Origin of the sequence: Exiguobacterium sp. SL-10, from assembly GCF_004337025.1 — a bacterium.
Classification (GTDB): Bacteria; Bacillota; Bacilli; order Exiguobacteriales; family Exiguobacteriaceae; genus Exiguobacterium.
Genome location: NZ_SJUP01000002.1, coordinates 265061 through 283851, shown reverse-complemented (window position 1 = coordinate 283851; position 18791 = coordinate 265061). Strand labels below are relative to the sequence as shown.

The window sequence follows — 18791 nt, the reverse complement described above, 5'->3', positions numbered from 1 at the left end:
AAGCAGCCGCCCCGGACGAATGATATGCTCCCCAATAAGTAGACAGATGAAATAACAAATCTGTTTATCTGATTGGGGAGTGTTTTTTTTATGACGAGAAGTCGACATACGATCGAACAAAAACTGAGCGCGCTGCGCATGATGGATCAAGGCACATATACCTGGAAGGAAATCAGGGAGGCACATGACGTCTCTATGGACACCCTTAAGTTATGGAAAGTAAAATTCGATACCGGCGGTATTGACGCGTTGAAGCAATCGAGGACATGGAAGCCCTACACCAAGGAACTGAAGATTGCGGCGGTCCGTGACTATCTCGGTGGTCTCACTAAACTAGAGACACTCTCCAAACATCAAATCAGTCACTGGTCTGTTCTTCACAGATGGATTAGGAAGTATACTAGTCATAGCGAGTTAACAGATTCGAGAAAAGGGATGGGTCTAGCTATGACAAAAGGAAGAAAAACTACATTTGAAGAGCGCTTTGAGATCGTGAAATACTGTTTGGAGAATGGTCGCAACTACCAGCAGACCGCGGAACAATATCAGGTATCCTATGCCCAGGTCTATGGCTGGGTCAAGAAGTATGACACGACCGGGGCAGAAGCGCTCCTAGACCGCCGTGGGCGTACGAAGCCAGAGGATGAACTAAGTGAAGAAGAGAAGCTGAAACGTCGTATCCAGCAAATGGAGCTTGAGAACGAACTTCTTCGTGCGGACAACCTGTTCCTAAAAAAGTTAGAGGAGATCGAGAGGAGGTCGTGATCAGCCAGGTACGGCTACAGCAAAGATATATCGCCATCAAAGAATTGAACGGAGAGGAAGCTCTCTCGATTGTGCTCCTCTGCCGGGTCGCCGGCATCTCACGGGCGGCCTATTACAAATGGTTGAATCGCACCATATCGGTGCGTCAAGAAGAGAACGAGAAGCTCCTGGAGGACATCCGTCTACTCTATGATCAGGCGAACGGGACATACGGGTACCGTCGGATCACGATGACCATCAATCGGCTACGCCGGCAACAAAACTTGTCCCCGTTCAATGAAAAGCGAATCTATCGTTTGATGCATAGCCATGGGATTCAATCGATCATCCGCCGGAAGCGGAGGAAATATAAGAAGTCAACGCCACAGCATGTGGCCGAGAACTTGATGAACCGAGAGTTCAGCGCGGCCCGGCCGGACGAGAAATGGTGCACCGACGTCACCGAGTTCAAATACGGTGCCGGGAAGAAGGCGTACCTTAGCGCGATTATCGACCTGTACGACGGCTCGATCGTCGCCTATCGTGTCGGGAAGTCCAACAACAACGGGCTCGTCTTTAAAACGATGATGCCAGCCATCGCGGGTCTACGTACAGAAGCGAGTCTGATGATCCATAGCGACCGAGGGTTCCAATACACCTCGAGAGGGTTCAAACGCATGGTAGAGGACGCGGGACTGACCCACAGCATGTCCCGCGTGGGACGCTGTATCGACAACGCCCCAATCGAGAGTTTCTGGGGCACCCTGAAAGTGGAGATGTACTATTTGCGTGAGTTCCAGGCCTATAGCGAACTGACGAAGGCAATCGAGAACTACATAGCGTTCTACAACCACGACCGTTTCCAGAAACGACTAAACGGCCTGAGCCCTGTCGAATACAGGTCTCAAGCCGCCTAGGTTGGTTTTCATTATTTACACTGTCTACTTGACGGGGAGCAGTTCAGAATCCAGGGCGGCTTTTTTTTGAATCATTCTTTCGATTAAGCTCGTATAAGGAGAAAAAGGAGGAATTGCTGATGATGACACGTTACACCCGTTACCTCGAAGCACTCGAAGGAATCAGGGGAGCGACAAAGTGGTTCACTGACGATTTCCGACGTTTGATGGCCATCAACTACGCCATGCACGATACCCCGTTCGATTCGGAACGGTTCGAGCACGCTCAAGCGATTCTGAAACAGAAGACCGGCATGTTCTCGAAATTTCGCGGCAGCACTAATTTCGTCTGGCTGTCGTTTCTCGATGCCAAGTACGAAGACATCGAACCAGCCATCGACGAGGCACTCCGGCTCGACACGTTGCTCGACCGGAAACACTTCCGCTTCAGTATGTTGCGCCCCTTCATCGCGAGCCAACTGATTAACGTCGATGAGCCCGAGCGCCGACTTGATGAGGCGAGCGCACTCTATCAGACGTTCAAACGAAACCATCCTTGGCTGACGAGTGAAGAAGACCTCTTGTCCGCCCTCGTCCTGGTGCAAGCGTTCGATGACCACGATGCGTTGAGTCAACGGATTGAGACGTATTACGAAGCGTTGAAGGCCGAGTTACCCCGCTCAAACGAGCTCCAACTCGTCTCCCATCTGCTTGCTTTTAGCGACTTGCCTTCAGACGAGGTCGTCAACCGCCTCCTCGTGTGGCGCACGCGGCTCCAAGGACAAGCAATCGCCTTCAAAAACGAGCATCTGCCAGCGCTCGCCCTCTTGGCCATCGTCGCGGCCCCGAACGACAACGATGAGCGTGACCTGATCGACATCACGAACGCCGAGAAGGAAAAGCATCGCTGGTTCCACGCCCACGCGTTGACGGTCGCCCTGCAACTCGTCGCGGCGAACAACATCAAGGAAGACGCGAGCGATTTACTGTTACACGGTACGTTCGCTCATCTGCTCGCCATGCAACAAGCAGCAACGGCCGCGACGACCGTGGCTATCATTTCGAGCACATCTTCGAGCGACTAAAAAAAGAAGGGTTTCCCCTTCTCAACTAAATAAATACCAACTGAGACAACCGAGCACGAACACCGAGTTGGCGATTTCGACGATCCCGATCTTCATGATAGGGATCTTTTTGCCGTAGAACGTCACCGCCCGGACGAGACTTGGCGCGTAAGCGAGTGCCAAAATCGGATAGCCGAACGCGATGAAGATGACGACAAGCAAGGAGTGATACCCCCATGATACGTTTCGATAGAATAGACTCTTCTTCTCTCGAATCATCGTCTTGACGAAAAAGATACTTCCGAGGAAATATAAGTACGGCAAAGCGAACATCCACATCATCGTCCCATCCAAGGCATGTGCCCCGAGATAATAACTCGCCATCCCGCCGATACAAAATGAGGTGACGGCGCTGACGTCGTTCCAGACGTTACGCTCGTCTTTGATTTTGGCGAAATAGGCGTTGACGAGTCCACACGGGATCATGGTGAGGACGAACCAGACGAGACGCCACTCGGATAGAAACACCGGGATGGCGGCGACGGTCGCAATCGTCAAATACGTCACGACCGTACGCAACAGCTCCTTAGACTTCTTTCGTTGCTTAATGTATTGGAACAAGAAAAATGTTCCCATATAGACGAACAACCAGGCGATGGCGAACGGGATGTGCGCGAGCGTCCACCCTCCGACAATGCCGCCGAGTAAGAACGGTAAGATCAGCATCGACCAAGCGCCGTGCTGTTTTGGAATCATCCATGTCATGTGACTCCCTCCTTCTATGTTTAGTGTAGAGCAACAGCTCCAGAAAGCGCTGTGACGTTTGTTACTGTTCTCCGCAGATTTGATTTCTCATATCCCTGTTACATAAAACAATCGTCTATTTAGAATGTTATTTCGGTATGCTAGAAGTGATTAGAATGAGAGGAGACAGACCAGTGACCCGTCAAACAAATCAAAGAACCAGCCGGCCCATATTCAAAGTCATATTTGGCTTGATTTTTATTCTTCTGATTGCCGGACGGGCTCCATTACCACTCACATTCACGACATCGTTCGTTCCGTTCAAAGTCAATGAACCTAATTATCTTCCGATTGAAACAACGAATCAGTACTCCAATCTCGTCAATTTGAGTCAAGTCAAGCTTGTATACGAGAACGACGTCGAATCGTTGACGATATGGACCACGACAAACCTCGGCTGGAATCACGTCACTAGTTGGGACGAGTCTATCGAGTTACTAGATGGCTCGAGTGGATATTATACAGAGGTTGATCAAACAAAAATGGTCAGTTGGCAACACGAAAATGTTGAATACGCAATCGACTATTCAGGGAGTCGTCTTTCGAAAGAAGAGTTATTGAAAATTGCGAGTTCAATCGAAAAGTAAGTAATGACAAGCTCCTTTACATACACCATTAAAAAAACGATCTCACGCGAGATCGTTTTTTGGTGCAAGCTTAGGTTTAATCACTGCCGGTGCAGGCTGTTCGACCACGTCGTCCGCCAACATCTTCGTGACGACACGACCCGCGATCGAGACTGCGAGAAGCGTGTAGAGCGCGTTCGAGAGCGGCAAATAGATGAGCGAGATCGCCAAGACGATGACATCAAATATGATGAGAATCGTCCCGACCGATACGCCGGTCCATTTAGATAGGCCAAGAGCGAATAAATCGTCGCCCCCGGTCGCCCCGCCTGACTTCAAGACGAGACCGAGCCCGTACCCGGTGACAATCCCGCTGGCGATAGCGGCAAACAACGTCGCCGGCCAGACTTGGATGTCGAATGTGAGTAAATCCAAGCGGTCCCACATCGCGTAGCTGAGCGATAACGACGCCGCGGCAAGCACGGCTTGTCCGACGAAGCGCCAGCCTTTCCACCAAAGGGCGATTAAAAAGAAGGGGATGTCGAGCACGATCATCGAAATCGCTGGATCGATATCAAATAGATAGCGGCCGAGTAATGCTAACCCGACAAAGCCCCCTTCTGCCAAACCAAACTGTTCATTCAAATAATAATAACCGAACGCCATGATCAGCGTTCCGAGCACTATGGTAGCAACTCGTTTCATTCCGATTGTCCTCCCCGTTTTCAACGGAGAGGAGGATCCTCAGTCGTAGCCGCGGTTCCATCTGTTCCATCTCCGATCTTCCGTTTGTTGATTTTTTACAATGATGTCGCCTGTAAAAAGCTCAACGCTAGAAGTCCGGTAATTGAAACAGAGGCCATGTCCTCTCGGTATCCATAAAGACCTTCCTTTCCCAAATTGCGCGTAATCATGAAACTATTTTAACACATTTTCATGACTATTTCATTAAATGTATATTTAGTGTAGGTTACGTTTCGGTAAATCTTTCTTCCCGAACCACCACCAGTTCCAGTTCCCGAACAGTTTCATCAAGGACGGTACGAGCAAGATGCGGATGATTGTCGCGTCGATAAAGATGGCGAGCGCGATGCCGACCCCGAGCTGTTTGATTGGGCTGACGCCGGTGAAGGCGAACGCTCCCGTGACGACGATCATGATGACTGCGGCCGATGTGATGATTTTGCTCGTTTTCGCGAGACCCATCTCCGTCGCGTAATCATTATCCCCAGTCTCCCGGTAATATTCTTCGATCCGTGATACGAGGAACACCTCATAGTCCATCGACAGGCCAAACACGAGCGAGAAGATGAACACTGGGGTCAAAATACTGATCGTCTCGGCGTCATATACGTAACCGGATTCGAAGATGATGACGAGCAGTCCGAACGTCGCTCCGAGACCAAGCACGTTCATGATGATCGCTTTGATTGGGATCAAGACAGAACGGAACGCCCACATGAGAATGACCATCGTCGCCAAAATGACAGTGATGACCGCATACGGGATACTGTCGTAAATCTCTTCATAAATCTCTTCGTTGAACGCGGCCGGTCCCCCGACGTCGAAGCCGTTCTCGCGCCAATCACGGACGAACGCCTGAGCATCCTTGTCGCTCGGCGGGACGTCGAAGCTGATGTTGACGAGCGCGAGGTCTGTATTCCCTTCTAGCGTGACGAGACGATCGAACGCCTCTAGTTGTTCGGGTGCCACTTCGACGAGCTGTTGGAATTCAGCCGGTTCGAGCCCGGAAGCAGTGAGGAACGTCGTGACGTTATCGACAATCGGATCGGCAGACAGTTCCTCAGTGAGCGCCGTCAATTCGTCGAGAATCATCGGATCGGTCAAATCATTCGTCTCAAATAAGAGCACCGCATCGGTCGACGTCTCGCCAAATACATCGTCCCACCGTTCAAGGGCGGCCCGCGACTCATACGAGGTCGGGAGCGCATCGGCATCTGGGATGTTCAGTTCGAGGTCACGGACGAACCAAAGGCTCGGTAGTAACAGCAAGAGTGCCACGAGTGTCATCGTGACGGGACGTCTCATCACGAAACGGGCCAACTTTTGCCAGCGCACTTCAGAGCGCGTCTCGTTCGTTTTGACGAGACGTCCTTTATTAATCGCGTCCCCAACGATGTACAGAGCAGATGGCAATAGCGTGAGCGCCGACAAGACCGCACCCGCCACGGCAATCAACGCACCGAGGGCGATCGCTTGAAACACGTCGACTTGGATGAATAAAAGTCCAGCCAGTCCGACGAAGACACAAAGTCCTGAGAATAAAATCGAACGTCCGGCCGTCGCGACCGTTCGGACGATGGCGGCCTCACGCGACTTCCCTGTCACGAGTTCTTCCCGGTATCGATTGACGAGCAGCAAGGAGAAGTCGATTCCGAGCGCGATGGCGATCATCGCGACCGCATTCAACACGAAAATGGACAGTTCCATCGTCTGGGCAAAGAAGAATAGCGAACCCGCCGCCACGATGAACGTGATTAACCCGACAAATAAAGGCATGAAGGCGGCGAGCGGTGTCCCGAAGACGAGCAAGAGCACGAGCAACGCGACCGGGATCCCAATCAACTCGGCCCGAATCAAGTCATTTTTTGATGCCTCGTTCAAGTCATCGGCGAAGACCGGCTCTCCGGTCAGCCGCACGTCTGTATCCGTGTCGCGAATCAAGGCGCTGCGAACGTCCTCAATCGACGCCTCAGCCGTATCGTAGTCCTCGAACTCGAGCAATAAGTAAGCGACGTCCCCATCGCGGGCCTCCGGATTCTCGGCAGGCGTAATCACGCCGTCGACCCCATCGACCTCTACGAGTTGATCGCGTTGCTGTTCAATGATCGTGTCCAAATCCCCACCTTCGAGCAAGACGATCATCGAGGCACCGGCCCGGTCGAACCGGTCGTTCAATTTGTCTTCCACTTGGGCGAAACGCCCGTCTTGAATGGCGAAACCGTTACCGCGTAACTCACTTGGCAACTGCAGTCCGAAATAAACCGATACGGCGAGTAACACCGTCCAAATCAACACGACAGCATAGCGCCATCGAACCAAGTTTTTTCCCAATCGTTCCATCCCTGTCCACTCCTCTCCATCTAAGAAGACTGTTCCCGTTTTGAGACGAGATTCTGTCAGCCTTCGTAAAAAAATCCTGAACCATGGTCTGGTCCAGGAGCGTCAACGTTCGAACACTTGAAGCCAACAATGGCAAAAGTGGCGAGGTGTTGACAAGACGACAAGTCGGTCGCCCGGTTCGTCCAATAAGACGACTTTCAGTAATTCAGTTTCAGCACACACTTCAGATGAGAACACTTCACGATCGCGCTCAAACAGTTGGAACGACGTCATCGAAGTAATCGCGGTCGTTTCGCCGATTTGATCGACGATGACCAAATCGCGGTCACCCCCGTACGGAATCGTCCAACGCTCCCCTGCTGTGACGTTTTCGACCATGAACTGTTGATTGGGTTCATCGTACAAGGTCACAAGGCCAGGTGCCGTGAATCGTTCGAAATCATAGGTTGGCTGATAAGCAAGCTCAAGGATATTTCCGAACTCTGGAACTTCTTCGTAGCGGCTATACCGGAACGTGTGGTCGTTCAAGTTCAAGGCGACGATATCTGACTCGGCTGAGTAAAGATACAAGTCGTCTCCTGACCAATGGTACAGGTTACTGAAACAATCGTCATGAAACGTCCGTGGAATCGGATATTGTTCCATCGTCCCATTTGTTACATCCATGACTCCGTAAGTCTGTAAATCTCGAAACAGCGCGATGGCTCTTCTTCCATGTGGTTCAATATATAGTGCGCACGGTGCCCATTTCCACTCGAGGTCCCATCGGATTTGGAACGTCTCATCGAAAAACAGAAAACCCGTTTGCGCCAAATACAACATCCATCCTTCACCAACGCGCTCCAACCATTCAACCGTTTGATGAAATTGATAGTCTGCTACTTGTTTGTACATTTGATCACTTCCTAGTTTCAGCTTAGCAACGCCCGACGTATTTTTCGATTTTGAATGTGTTCACCGAACACATTCTCAATACGTCTGATTTTCCTGTATACTGGCAGTAACAGACTTGTAAGTAGAAAGGAGGGACCTCCATGCGCCCACTTCAACTCTCTCCCGAGACGGCGGTCGAGCTTGCGAACAAGCTGAACGTTCCGCTCGAGGAGCTCATGCATATGCCAAAACACATCCTCGTCAAGAAGATGATGGAACTCGAGGCAGCCAATACTGAAACAAACGAGGAAAAGGAGACGGAATAACGTCTCCTTTTTTGTTTACTGTTGTTTGTTCTTGCGTTTCTTCGCGACGTACCAGAGGCCGAGGATGGCCAAGGCAGCCCCACCGGCGACCGCATATTTGCTGTAATCCGGGCGGCGTTCCGTCACGACGAGCGTCGATAGCGGTGCCACCGTGACGTGACGCTCTTCAATCAGGCGCGGCGCTGTCAAATTGACGGTATGGTCTTCGACGTGAACCTCGAACTTACCGGCCGGCAGTTTCACCTCAACCGCTTCCTCGAGCCCGTTATGGTAGACGAGGTGACGTTCGACGTATCCTTCGAGGTGGCGGCTCAATTCAAAGGCGATCACGCCTTCTTCTTCGTCGAAGAAGCGCAAGTGTTTACGAATCTGCTCCGCGTTCTCGAGACGGAACAACGGATATTGTTTGCGTAGACTGATCAATCCTTTCACGTACTCGACGCTCGGCGTCTCTTGTTCGGCACGTGTCCAATCCAATCGGTTGACGACCTCACCCGAGTTGAAACTGTTCTCGTCCCCGTCTTTCGTGCGGAAGAACTCTTGACCGCTATGCAGGAACGGAAGACCTTGACTGAGCAACACGATTGATGTCGCGAGGCGATGCCGGCGGCGACGTGTCGTCTCATCATCGTCCGGGTTCGTGGCGGCAAGCTTGTCCCAAAGCGTCAAGTTGTCATGGCACTCGACATAGTTCACGACTTGGTTCGGTTCATCAGCAAAACTCTGGCTCGTGACCGCGCCCGCAATACCGCGCTTGACGTCCGCCGTCAAATCCGTGTTGCCACTGATCCAGCCTGGCAAGTCCTCGATGAACACATCCCCTCGCACGCCGTCGCGAATCGCGTCGTTGAACTGAGCGATGCGTGGCATCTTATGGGCATTATGTTGGTTCGCTTTCTTGCGGACCGAGAGCGGCGTGTCAAGGTCCCACCCTTCCCCGGTGACGAGAATCGATGGGTCGATGCGGTCGAGCGCTTTCCGGACTTGATTCATCGTCTTGACGTCATGGAGACCCATCAAATCGAAGCGGAAGCCATCAATCATGAACTCTTTCGCCCAGTATGAGACGCATTCGACAATCAATTTACGCATCATCGCGCGTTCTGACGCCGTATCGTTTCCACACGCCGAACCATCGGCCAGCGTCCCGTCCTCGTTCAACCGGTAATAGTAATCCGGTACGAACTGGCCGAGCGGTGTCGTCAAGGCGTCGTACGTGTGGTTGAACACGACGTCCATGATGACACGGATGCCACGGTCGTGCAGTGCCTGAATCATCGCCTTCAATTCGATGATGCGAGCGGCCGGGTCATCGGCGGACGAGGCGTACGACCCTTCGACAGCGAAGTAATGGACCGGGTCATAGCCCCAGTTATAATTCGCCTCGCTCTCGCGTGACTCGTTCACTGAACCGTAATCGAAGAACGGCATAAGTTGAAGATGGGTGACACCGAGCGCGGTGATATAGTCGAGTGCGGTCGGATAACCGTTCGACGTTTTCGTGCCGACCTCGGTCATCCCGAGGAATTTCCCGCGATGCATGACGCCGCTATCCGGATGGCTTGTCAAATCACGGACGTGCGCCTCATAAATGACCGCCTCTTGTGAAGAGTGGAAGAGCGGACGTTCTTTGACCCAATGGTCCGGGTTGAGCGCTGACGGGTCGAGCAGACACCCGCGCTTCCCATTGACACCAACGACTTTCGCATACGGATCGAGCGACTCGACGCGCTTGCCGGCGACGACCGCTTCAAACACGTAAAAATATCCTTCGAATGAGGCGCGGTCGAGTTCAAGGACCCACGTCCCTTTCTCAGCCCGTTCGAGTTCAATCCGTTCGAACTTTCGTGCTCGCGGCGTCCGGTATAATTTTACGGTCATCGCTTCGGCGACTGGCGACCAGACCCGCAACCGGATGATATCACCTTTAAACGTCACCCCAAGGTCTTTGCCGTGATACGCCATATGGTCTAAATCTACATTTGTCTGTTGATCGATAGTATGTTCCATCTCTTTCACTCCTTCACTACTTCAAATCTGCTATCATTATAACAAAACCCTTGTAAAGGATGGATGAAACATGGCAAAAGACAATTCTTTTGATATCGTGTCAGAAATGAACCTCGAAGAAGTAAAGAACGCGATTCAAATCGCGGAGAAAGAAATTTTAAACCGTTACGACTTTAAAGGATCGAAGAGTGAGATGTCACTCGACAACGGCGATCTCGTCCTCGTCTCAGATGACGACTATAAGCTCGAGCAATTGAAGGACGTCATGATCACGAAACTGATCAAACGCGGCGTGCCGACAAAAAACCTCGACTATCAAAAAGTCGAGCGCGCCCTCGGTGGCACCGTACGCCAACGCGTCAAGCTGAAGAGCGGCATCGATAAAGACGATGCGAAAAAGATTAACAACGCCATTAAAGAATCGAAATTGAAAGTGAAGTCGCAAATCCAAGACGATCAAATCCGAGTGACGGCCAAGTCACGCGACGATCTCCAAGCCGTCATGCAACTCGTTCGTGAGCTCGAATTGTCCGTCGATGCCCAATTCACGAACTACCGATGAAACTCGCCATCATCAGTGACCCGCATGGTTCGTTTGATGATTTGAAGGCCGTCCTCGATGCGGTCCGGCGTGAGACGGAACATATCCTCTGCCTCGGCGATTTGTATGAATGTCATATCGGCAAGAAGCGACGGAACGAACGGTTCCACGAAGTATCCGACGTCGTGTCGTACGACCCGGACTACGAGGCGCTGCTCACGTTCCCGAGCCTGCGTGGCAATCAAGAGGAACGAATTGATGAGGTGCTCGTCGTGTCGCATCCGATCAAGACCCGGATTTCGTTATTACCGGAACAGACGACGCTCGATGAGGCGTTGTTCTTACATGGTCATCAAGTGAACTGGAGCCCAGCCTGGGAACCGATCGTCGAGAAGGGCAAGTATCCGCTCGTCTTTATCGGACACAGCCACATCCCGGGAATTTACCGGAAAGGCCGCTCGATCCCCTGGGAAATCGGGAAGCCGTTCACGTTAAAGAAAAAGCGTTACGTCATTAACGTCGGTGCCGTCATCTTCGACCGGGAATGGTGTTTGTATGATACGAAAGCCCGGACGGTCACACGAATGAAGGCGTAAGAAAAGGGACCCCCTCAAAAGGGTCCCTTCTTTGTGCTTACATTTCTTCTGGAGCTTGAACGCCAATCAAACGGAGTCCTTCTGTCAATACGATCGTCACTGCTTTGACGAGGGCGAGACGCGATTGTTTGCCTGCATCTTCTTCAAGGACACGGACATGACCGTAATACTTGTTGAACGCTTGCGCCAAGTCGAGGACGTAACGGCTGATGATCGATGGTTCACGGCGCTCATGGGCACGCGTGATTACATGTGGGAACGCGTTGAGCATCGTCACGACACCCCATGTGTGGTCGTCGTCTGCACCGGTGAACGTCGAGCCGTCGTAGTTGCCTTTACGGAGGAGTGAGTTCGCACGCGCGTTCGTATACTGCACGTATGGCCCTGTCTCCCCTTCGAATTTGAGCATGCTGTCGAGGTCGAACTCGATGTTGTTGATGCGCTCGTTCTTCAAATCGTGGAAGATGACCGCGCCGACACCGACCATGCGTGCCACATCGTCCGCGTTCGCAAGTTCCGGGTTCTTCTGGGCGATGTTGCCTTGAGCTTTCTCAATCGCTTCTTTCAGCACTTCTTCGAGCAAGACGATGCGACCTTTACGTGTCGACATCTTCTTCCCTTCTTGCAAAATCAAGCCGAATGGCACGTGATGCATGCCATCGACGAAGTCATAGCCGAGCTTGCGCAGAACTGAGAACAGTTGTTTGAAGTGAAGCGCCTGCTCGCCGCCGACGACGTAGTTCGCTTGGACGAAGTTGTACGTCTCATGACGATAGACGGCAGCTGCCAAGTCGCGTGTCGCATAAAGCGTCGCGCCGTCTTTCTTTTTGATCAAGCATGGTGGCAAGTTCTCGTCCTCGAGTGAAACGACCATCGCCCCTTCACTTTCGACGAGAAGGTTTTTCTCTTCGAGCATAGTGACGACGCGGTCCATCTTGTCGTTATAGAACGCTTCCCCGTTAAAGCTATCGAATTCGACACCGAGGAGGTCATATACTTTTTGGAACTCCTTGAGTGATTCTTCGCGGAACCACGTCCAAAGCTCTGTCGCTTCCTCATTGCCGTCTTCAAGTTTCTTGAACCACGCACGGCCTTCATCCTCAAGTTCCGGTTGCGTCTTCGCTTCTTCATGGAAATGGACGTAAAGCTTCAAGAGCTCAGCAATCGGATTCTCACGGACTGCTTCCTCATTGCCCCACTTTTTGTAGGCGACCATCAGTTTTCCGAACTGTGTCCCCCAGTCTCCGAGGTGGTTGACCCCGACGACATCGTAGCCGTTCTTACGGGCGATTTGGTTAATGGCGTTCCCGATCACAGTTGAACGGAGGTGTCCCATCGAGAACGGCTTAGCGATGTTCGGTGACGAGAAGTCGGTCACGATTGTCTCGTTGCGGGTCGCGTGCGTCGCATAGTCCGCTTTTTCGTCGAGCACGGTGTTGATGATTTCTTGTGATACGACGTCACGGCTCAAGAAGACGTTCACGTACGGGCCGGCCGCCTCGACTTTCGTGAACAATTCGTCGTTCAAGTCGTTTGCGATATCCGTCGCGATCATGACCGGCGCTTTCCGGTAGGCTTTCGCAAGTTGGAAACAAGGGAAAGCAAGGTCACCGTGCGCCTCATGTTTTGGTTTTTCAATCAAAGCTTCGATTTGGTCGAGCGTCAACTCGTCTCCGATGACACGGGACAAGGCTTCTGCATATTTGCGTTCATAACTCATTACAATTCCTCCTTAATAAATTCTTCATAAAAAAAACGCCCTTTGCACAGATGCAAAGAGACGGGATGACCCGCGGTACCACTCTTCTTGCCTGTTTGACACAGACCGCTTTATCGGTGATAACGGGGGTCCCCCGGCTACGCCTACTCGCTTCGGATAGCATCTCAAAAGTGCGTTTCGCGATGTTTGTCAGCCTAGGCTCTCACCAATTCCTAGGTCGCTTTGTTGACGGAACGATCGTTACTCTCTTTTTCATCGACTTTCGTCTATGTGGTTGAAAAGCAATTTCATTATAGAGGAAATTTCATATAGACTCAATGCTAGAATTCCGCCATTATGGTGGATAGGCAGGACTATGGCGCGCTAGTGCCGAATCTTCTACCATACATAATTGAATTTTTCCCACATAGGAGGGAACCATGAACTATTTTCGCAAGATGTCCGTCCTCGGTTGGAGTATTTGGAGTGCTTTATTCATCTTGACGATTTCCTTGTTCGCGACAGGCGTATTGAACATACCGGCCATCGAGCCGTTGCATTTCTTTTTAATCGCGTTGCTCGTCATCATTTTTCAAATGGACTCCATCGAACGGAAAGGTGTCTATTTCACATTTTCAGAAAGTATCGTCCTCATCATTTTCTTGTTTTTCGATTTCGAGACGGCCCTGTTCGTCAACCAAATCGGCCTACTCGTCTTTCAGTTCGTCAACTTGAAACCACGCGTCGCGCTTCGGCGCTTCCGCTTCACGTATCCGTGGAACGCGATCACATCGTTTTTAGAAATCGCGATCCCGGCCAGCGTGTATGTTGCACTCGGCGGTGAGACCGGTCTCGGCTTTTATTCCCAAGACTCGTTTCTCCCGCTCGCCGGTTTGATTGTTGCCATCATTTTGAATACGGTGATCCAAAAGTATCAAGTCGGTTGGTGGTTCCGGGTCGATATCCCGGTCCGCGATTTTTTGAACATCGCGTTTTATACGTATATCGTCAGTCTCATCTTCATTTTGGCGGCATCGTTCTTCCGAGAGACGAACTTGCTCGTCGTCAGCAGCATCGCCGCCGCGCTCACGTTTTTGATCAAGCGGCTCGTCATCCAAAAAGGTCGACAAGACGCTTTCAAGTCATTGATTGAGCAGTATGATGAAGCGAAAGAAGCCGTGTCGCTCTCGCAGAGCGAGGCCCAAGCCATCGAAGTGTTTCTCAGTCAATGCGAGCGACTCAATCACTATGACGAGGGGTTCGTCGAGTTTAAATTGTTCGACCGCACGCTGTACTTTGATTTGAAGACGCGTCAGCCGATTGACCGTCACCTCGTGTTTGATTTGCTCGATCACGCTTATCCGAACGAAGCCTCAGTCGAGTATGAGATGCGCTTCGAATGGGACGCACCGCTGTCGAAGGAATTTAACGACGACTATCACAGTTTCATCTCGGTCCGATCCGAGGAGATTGAAGGAATTCGCACGTGGCTCGTCATGACCGGCGAGCACGTCTACGGCTATCCTCCGATCATTCAACGCGAGATCGTCAAACTGCTCAAGTCGTTCAACCGGACGATCAGTCGTTGCCACGAACGCGACCGTCTCTACACGGAGAGCCGGACGGACAGTTTGACGCTTCTCGCCAATGCGCGGGCTTTTTATGAATACGGGATTCAACAAATCTCGGATGGGTCGATGTATCCGATTTCGGTCGCGATGCTCGACATCGACTTTTTCAAGAAAATCAACGACACGCATGGACATCAAGTCGGGGATCGTGTGCTCCAAGAGTTCGGGCGACGGATTCGCCAAGTATTGCGTACCGACGACTTTGCCGCCCGTTACGGCGGCGAGGAGTTCATCTTGCTGTTGAACCGATGCGATGTCGAACAAGCCATCGAGATCGCCGAACGGATTCGTCAACAAATCGAGAGCAAACCGTTCCATGTCGACGGGATTGACATCTCGGTAACCGCTTCGATCGGTGTTGATACGATTCTGATGTTCGGTGACAAACGCCTCGATGATACGATTCGTAACGCTGACCGGGCCCTCTACGTCGGCGGCAAATACGCCGGACGCAACCGTGTCGCCCATTACAATTTCTTGACGACTTGACGTATCCCCCACGTTCACCGCGTGGGGGTTTGCTATTGACAAGCGGATGTGAAACAGGTACGTTAGGGAACGTGTCTAATAACTAAATATCACAACTTTTTTATCAAGAGAGACTGAGGGACTGGCCCAGTGACGTCTCGGCAGCGGGTAACCTGTGCCAAATCCAGCGAGCAGTCTGCTCGAAAGATGAAAAAAGTGTTTTCTTGTAGAGGGGGCCTTTTTTCAGAAGGCTCTCTTTTTATTTTAATCAAATGAGGTGAATCGATTGGAACAACCAACAGCTAACAAATGGGCGCTCTTGCCTTTACTCGTCTTCCTCGTCTTCTTTATTGGGGCAGGCATCTACTATGACGACTTTTATAAATTTCCGGTCTTGATCGCGGCATTAATCGCGGTCATCGTCGCGGCGATGATGACGAAAGGTAGCGTCACCCAGACGGTTGAACGCGTCGCCCAAGGCGCGGGGAACCCTGGTATTTTGATCATGGTCTTCATCTTCTTGCTCGCCGGGGCGTTCTCGAACGTCGCGGAAGCAATCGGCGCAATCGATGCGACCGTCAATGCGGCACTGACGTTTTTACCGTCCTCGCTCTTACTGAGCGGTCTATTCGTCATCGCGGCTTTCATCTCGATGGCGATGGGAACATCGACGGGCACAATTGCCGCCCTCGCCCCAATCGCACTCGGTATCCATGAAGAGAGCGGCGTCAATATCGCCATCGCGGCGGCAGCCGTCGTCGGCGGTGCCATGTTCGGGGATAACTTGTCGTTCATCTCGGACACGACGATCGCCGCCGTCCGGACCCAACGCACAAATATGCGCGATAAATTTCGGACCAACTTTTGGATCGTCCTACCGGCCGCACTCATCACAATCGTGCTCTTATCCATCTTGTCGAGCGGTGAATCGACTGTCGATGCGGCCGCGTTTGAATGGTACAAGCTGATCCCCTATCTCGCCGTCATCGCTCTCGCCTTGACCGGGTTGAACGTCATCCTCGTCTTGCTCGGCGGCATCGCCTTGACCGGCATCATCGGGTTGATCGATGGGAGTTTGGCTGTCACGTCATACGTCACGGCTATGGCCGACGGAATGATGGGTATGGCCGAAATCTCAATCTTGACGCTCCTCATGGGCGGACTCGTCGGACTGATTTCGCATAACGGCGGACTCACTTATTTGCGTGACACGCTCACGTCGCGGATTCAAAAACGGGCCGGCGCCGAATGGAGCATCGCCGGGCTCGTCAGTGCGACGAACGTCGCGACGGCGAACAACACGATTTCGATTCTCGTCGCCGGACCGCTCGCGGCGAACATCGCCGACGATTATGACATCGAGCGTAAAAAGTCAGCGAGTGTACTCGACATCTTCTCGTGCGGCGTCCAAGGCCTGTTGCCTTATGGCGCGCAGCTCCTCATCGCCGCCGAACTGACGAACACGGCGTCACCGGCACTCGTCCCGTATATGTTCTATCCGTTCCTCCTCTTCATTTGTGGCGGATTGGCGATTGTCTTTAACTTCCCGCGTTTCAAAAAGCGCGCCTAACCAAAACGACCCTTTGAAGCATTAGCTTCGAAGGGTCGTTTGACGTTTTGCGTCACGTTCACGTTTCAGTTGTTCGTTTCGTTTTTTGAAGGCGCGCCGCTTGAGCAGTTCTTCGAGACCACGGCTGATCGCCCAAAGGACGAACAGCAACAGTCCAAGTATCGATAAGCGGAGCGGACTTTGAATAAACTCCTCCCACTGGTCGCCAATGACGGAGAAAATCAAGACGACAAGCAATTTTCCAAACCCGGCCGCCATGATAAACGTCCGGAGCGGCATTTGAATGAGGGCGAGTAAGTACGTGATCAAGCTGACGGGGATGAACGGGAGTGAATATAAAAAGCCAAGCGAGATCGGACTCATATGATTGATTCGTTCAAGCCAGTATACTCCTTGTTTGTGCCTCTCGAGCCACCGCGTCATCGGTTTTCGGAATACGTAGCGCACGGCCGCGAAGACAAGAATGGTCCCAAGTAAACTGCCGACCCAAGACAATAACGTCCCGAGCAAGAACCCGTACGTGGCTGCATTCGCTGAAATGATGAGCACGAGCGGAAGAAATGGGAAGATCGCTTCAAGGAACGGTGCTCCGAGTCCTGCCCAGGGGCCTCCCGGAAGTTCTTGAAGCCATTCAATCAATTGGATAATCCATTGTTGGAGTGATGTGAGCATATCAGTTTCCACCTTCGACTTTCATTAATACCTTTTTACCCGATTTCGCTCAGGAAGACGCATCCCCCTGCACGCCTTCAAAAAAAATAAAAAGTATTTGCGAAATTCCGCTGTGATATCTATCATATAATATGGACTTGTGGTTGCAGGCAAGTCCGTTTGTCGAACGACACAACCCAACGTTCGTTTTCCTGCAAAAAACTGAACACAGGGGAGTAACACAAATGGAAACAAAACCAATGCGGGTCTTGCTGTACTATAAGTACGTCAATATCGAAGACCCAGAAACGCTCACACAAGAGCATCTGAAGTATTGCAAGGACCTTGGAATCAAAGGACGCATCTTGATTTCTTCCGAAGGAATCAACGGCACGTGCTCTGGGACTTGGGAACAGACCGAGCAGTACATGAACGACTTGAAAGCGAACCCGTACTTCAGCGACATCGAGTTCAAAATCGATGAAGTCGAAGAACATGCGTTCTCGAAAATTTTTGTCCGTCATAAAAAAGAACTTGTGACGTGGCGCTTTGATGGGGAATTCGACGTGCCTAAACAGCACGGTGCGTACCTCGAACCGGCAGAATGGAAAGAGATGATGAATCGCGACGATGTCGTCATCCTCGATGTTCGTAACAACTACGAGTACGATCTTGGTCACTTTAAAAATGCGATCAAAATCGATGTAGAGGCTTCTCGTTACATGCCAGATTGGCTCGAAGAGAACAAGGACCTCTACGAAGGGAAAACGTTACTCACGTACTGTACCGGAGGCGTCCGTTGCGAGAAATTTACCGCATATATGCGTGACCAAGGTCACGACAACATTTTCCACCTTAAAGGCGGCGTCGCCATGTACGGCAAAGACGACGCTACGAAAGGCGAAGACTGGGAAGGCGAGCTTTACGTCTTTGACGAGCGCATCAACGTCCCCGTCAACACGGTCAACCCGTCGATTGTCTCTGAGTGCATGCACTGCGGGACGAAGACGGTCCGTTACGTTAATTGTGCCAACCCGGTGTGTAATGCTCAACATTTCTGCTGTGAAGCGTGTGAACCGAAGCAAATGCGTTCATGCTCGAAAGAGTGCCAGGAGCATCCACGTAACCGCTATATCATCGAGAATATCGCGGACAAACTTCAGGAGACTGAAGGCGTCGTCGGGTAACAAAAATCGACCGAAAAGCACTTCGAGCCTATGCTCGGGGTGCTTTTTTTGACAAAAACTTTACGTCTAGTGCCTGACAGA

At 51.6% G+C, this 18791-nt stretch carries 16 protein-coding genes, 1 riboswitch and 1 other annotated feature; of the genes, 9 read left to right on the top strand and 7 right to left on the bottom strand.

Annotated elements, in window-relative coordinates:
- Positions 1 to 90: 90 nt before the first annotated feature.
- Both EVJ33_RS04340 and EVJ33_RS04335 read left to right on the top strand, forming a co-directional pair.
- Positions 91 to 1661 (top strand): IS3 family transposase gene (locus tag EVJ33_RS04340; RefSeq protein ID WP_131434767.1). Its coding sequence is split into 2 segments (ribosomal slippage): positions 91 to 730 and positions 730 to 1661, totalling 1572 coding nucleotides; the frame shifts between segments, so codons are not numbered across the junction.
- A gap of 119 nt (positions 1662 to 1780) precedes the next feature.
- Entirely contained in the window at positions 1781 to 2725 is a 945-nt protein-coding gene (locus EVJ33_RS04335; protein WP_236634529.1) for a DUF4003 family protein, read from the top strand.
- Between the two features lie 21 nt (positions 2726 to 2746).
- On the opposite strand, the gene EVJ33_RS04330 is transcribed toward EVJ33_RS04335, so the two are convergent.
- The gene (locus EVJ33_RS04330) at positions 2747 to 3469 is read right to left on the bottom strand and encodes a YwiC-like family protein (protein WP_131434765.1); all 723 of its coding nucleotides are present in this window, start codon (positions 3467 to 3469) and stop codon (positions 2747 to 2749) included.
- Between the two features lie 230 nt (positions 3470 to 3699).
- Between EVJ33_RS04330 and EVJ33_RS04325 the strand changes: the two genes are divergently transcribed.
- On the top strand, positions 3700 to 4095 hold the full coding sequence (locus EVJ33_RS04325; RefSeq protein WP_161566893.1) for a DUF4367 domain-containing protein: 396 nt from the start codon (positions 3700 to 3702) through the stop codon (positions 4093 to 4095).
- A 42-nt stretch (positions 4096 to 4137) separates the two neighbouring features.
- Here EVJ33_RS04325 and EVJ33_RS04320 read toward each other — a convergent pair whose 3' ends face one another.
- The 3 genes from EVJ33_RS04320 to EVJ33_RS04310 form a co-directional block, all read right to left on the bottom strand.
- Entirely contained in the window at positions 4138 to 4779 is a 642-nt protein-coding gene (locus tag EVJ33_RS04320; protein WP_131434761.1) for a YitT family protein, read from the bottom strand.
- Between the two features lie 255 nt (positions 4780 to 5034).
- Entirely contained in the window at positions 5035 to 7158 is a 2124-nt protein-coding gene (locus EVJ33_RS04315) for an MMPL family transporter (RefSeq protein ID WP_131434759.1), read from the bottom strand.
- Between the two features lie 102 nt (positions 7159 to 7260).
- Complete coding sequence (locus tag EVJ33_RS04310) at positions 7261 to 8052, bottom strand: hypothetical protein (protein WP_131434757.1); 792 nt, start codon at positions 8050 to 8052, stop codon at positions 7261 to 7263.
- 140 nt (positions 8053 to 8192) lie between these two features.
- Here EVJ33_RS04310 and EVJ33_RS04305 point away from each other — a divergent pair, with 140 nt between their 5' ends.
- Positions 8193 to 8357 (top strand): YycC family protein, encoded by a 165-nt coding sequence (locus EVJ33_RS04305; protein WP_131434755.1) that lies wholly within the window; start codon positions 8193 to 8195, stop codon positions 8355 to 8357.
- A 15-nt stretch (positions 8358 to 8372) separates the two neighbouring features.
- On the opposite strand, the gene pulA is transcribed toward EVJ33_RS04305, so the two are convergent.
- A complete protein-coding gene (gene pulA / locus EVJ33_RS04300; protein WP_131434753.1) occupies positions 8373 to 10367 on the bottom strand; it encodes a type I pullulanase in 1995 nt (664 codons plus the stop codon).
- Between the two features lie 70 nt (positions 10368 to 10437).
- Here pulA and EVJ33_RS04295 point away from each other — a divergent pair, with 70 nt between their 5' ends.
- Entirely contained in the window at positions 10438 to 10929 is a 492-nt protein-coding gene (locus EVJ33_RS04295) for a YajQ family cyclic di-GMP-binding protein (RefSeq protein ID WP_021068146.1), read from the top strand.
- Positions 10926 to 11504 (top strand): metallophosphoesterase family protein, encoded by a 579-nt coding sequence (locus tag EVJ33_RS04290; protein WP_131434751.1) that lies wholly within the window; start codon positions 10926 to 10928, stop codon positions 11502 to 11504. The genes EVJ33_RS04295 and EVJ33_RS04290 overlap by 4 nt, the downstream gene beginning before the upstream one ends.
- A 37-nt stretch (positions 11505 to 11541) precedes the next feature.
- Here EVJ33_RS04290 and argS read toward each other — a convergent pair whose 3' ends face one another.
- Positions 11542 to 13224, bottom strand: a complete 1683-nt coding sequence (gene argS, locus EVJ33_RS04285; protein ID WP_131434748.1) for an arginine--tRNA ligase — start codon at positions 13222 to 13224, stop codon at positions 11542 to 11544.
- A 53-nt stretch (positions 13225 to 13277) separates the two neighbouring features.
- Positions 13278 to 13489 (bottom strand) — a binding site (T-box leader).
- A gap of 154 nt (positions 13490 to 13643) precedes the next feature.
- On the opposite strand from argS, the gene EVJ33_RS04280 reads away from it, so the two are divergent.
- Both EVJ33_RS04280 and EVJ33_RS04275 read left to right on the top strand, forming a co-directional pair.
- Complete coding sequence (locus EVJ33_RS04280; protein ID WP_236634528.1) at positions 13644 to 15323, top strand: GGDEF domain-containing protein; 1680 nt, start codon at positions 13644 to 13646, stop codon at positions 15321 to 15323.
- Between the two features lie 97 nt (positions 15324 to 15420).
- Positions 15421 to 15516, top strand: a riboswitch (SAM riboswitch).
- 72 nt (positions 15517 to 15588) lie between these two features.
- Positions 15589 to 16872 carry a Na+/H+ antiporter NhaC family protein gene (locus EVJ33_RS04275; protein WP_131434747.1) on the top strand — a complete coding sequence of 428 codons (1284 nt, stop codon included), beginning with the start codon at positions 15589 to 15591 and terminating at the stop codon, positions 16870 to 16872.
- 21 nt (positions 16873 to 16893) lie between these two features.
- Here EVJ33_RS04275 and EVJ33_RS04270 read toward each other — a convergent pair whose 3' ends face one another.
- Complete coding sequence (locus EVJ33_RS04270; RefSeq protein ID WP_131434746.1) at positions 16894 to 17544, bottom strand: TVP38/TMEM64 family protein; 651 nt, start codon at positions 17542 to 17544, stop codon at positions 16894 to 16896.
- Positions 17545 to 17768: 224 nt separating this feature from the next.
- On the opposite strand from EVJ33_RS04270, the gene trhO reads away from it, so the two are divergent.
- The gene (gene trhO, locus EVJ33_RS04265; RefSeq protein ID WP_131434744.1) at positions 17769 to 18710 is read left to right on the top strand and encodes an oxygen-dependent tRNA uridine(34) hydroxylase TrhO; all 942 of its coding nucleotides are present in this window, start codon (positions 17769 to 17771) and stop codon (positions 18708 to 18710) included.
- Positions 18711 to 18791 lie beyond the last annotated feature (81 nt).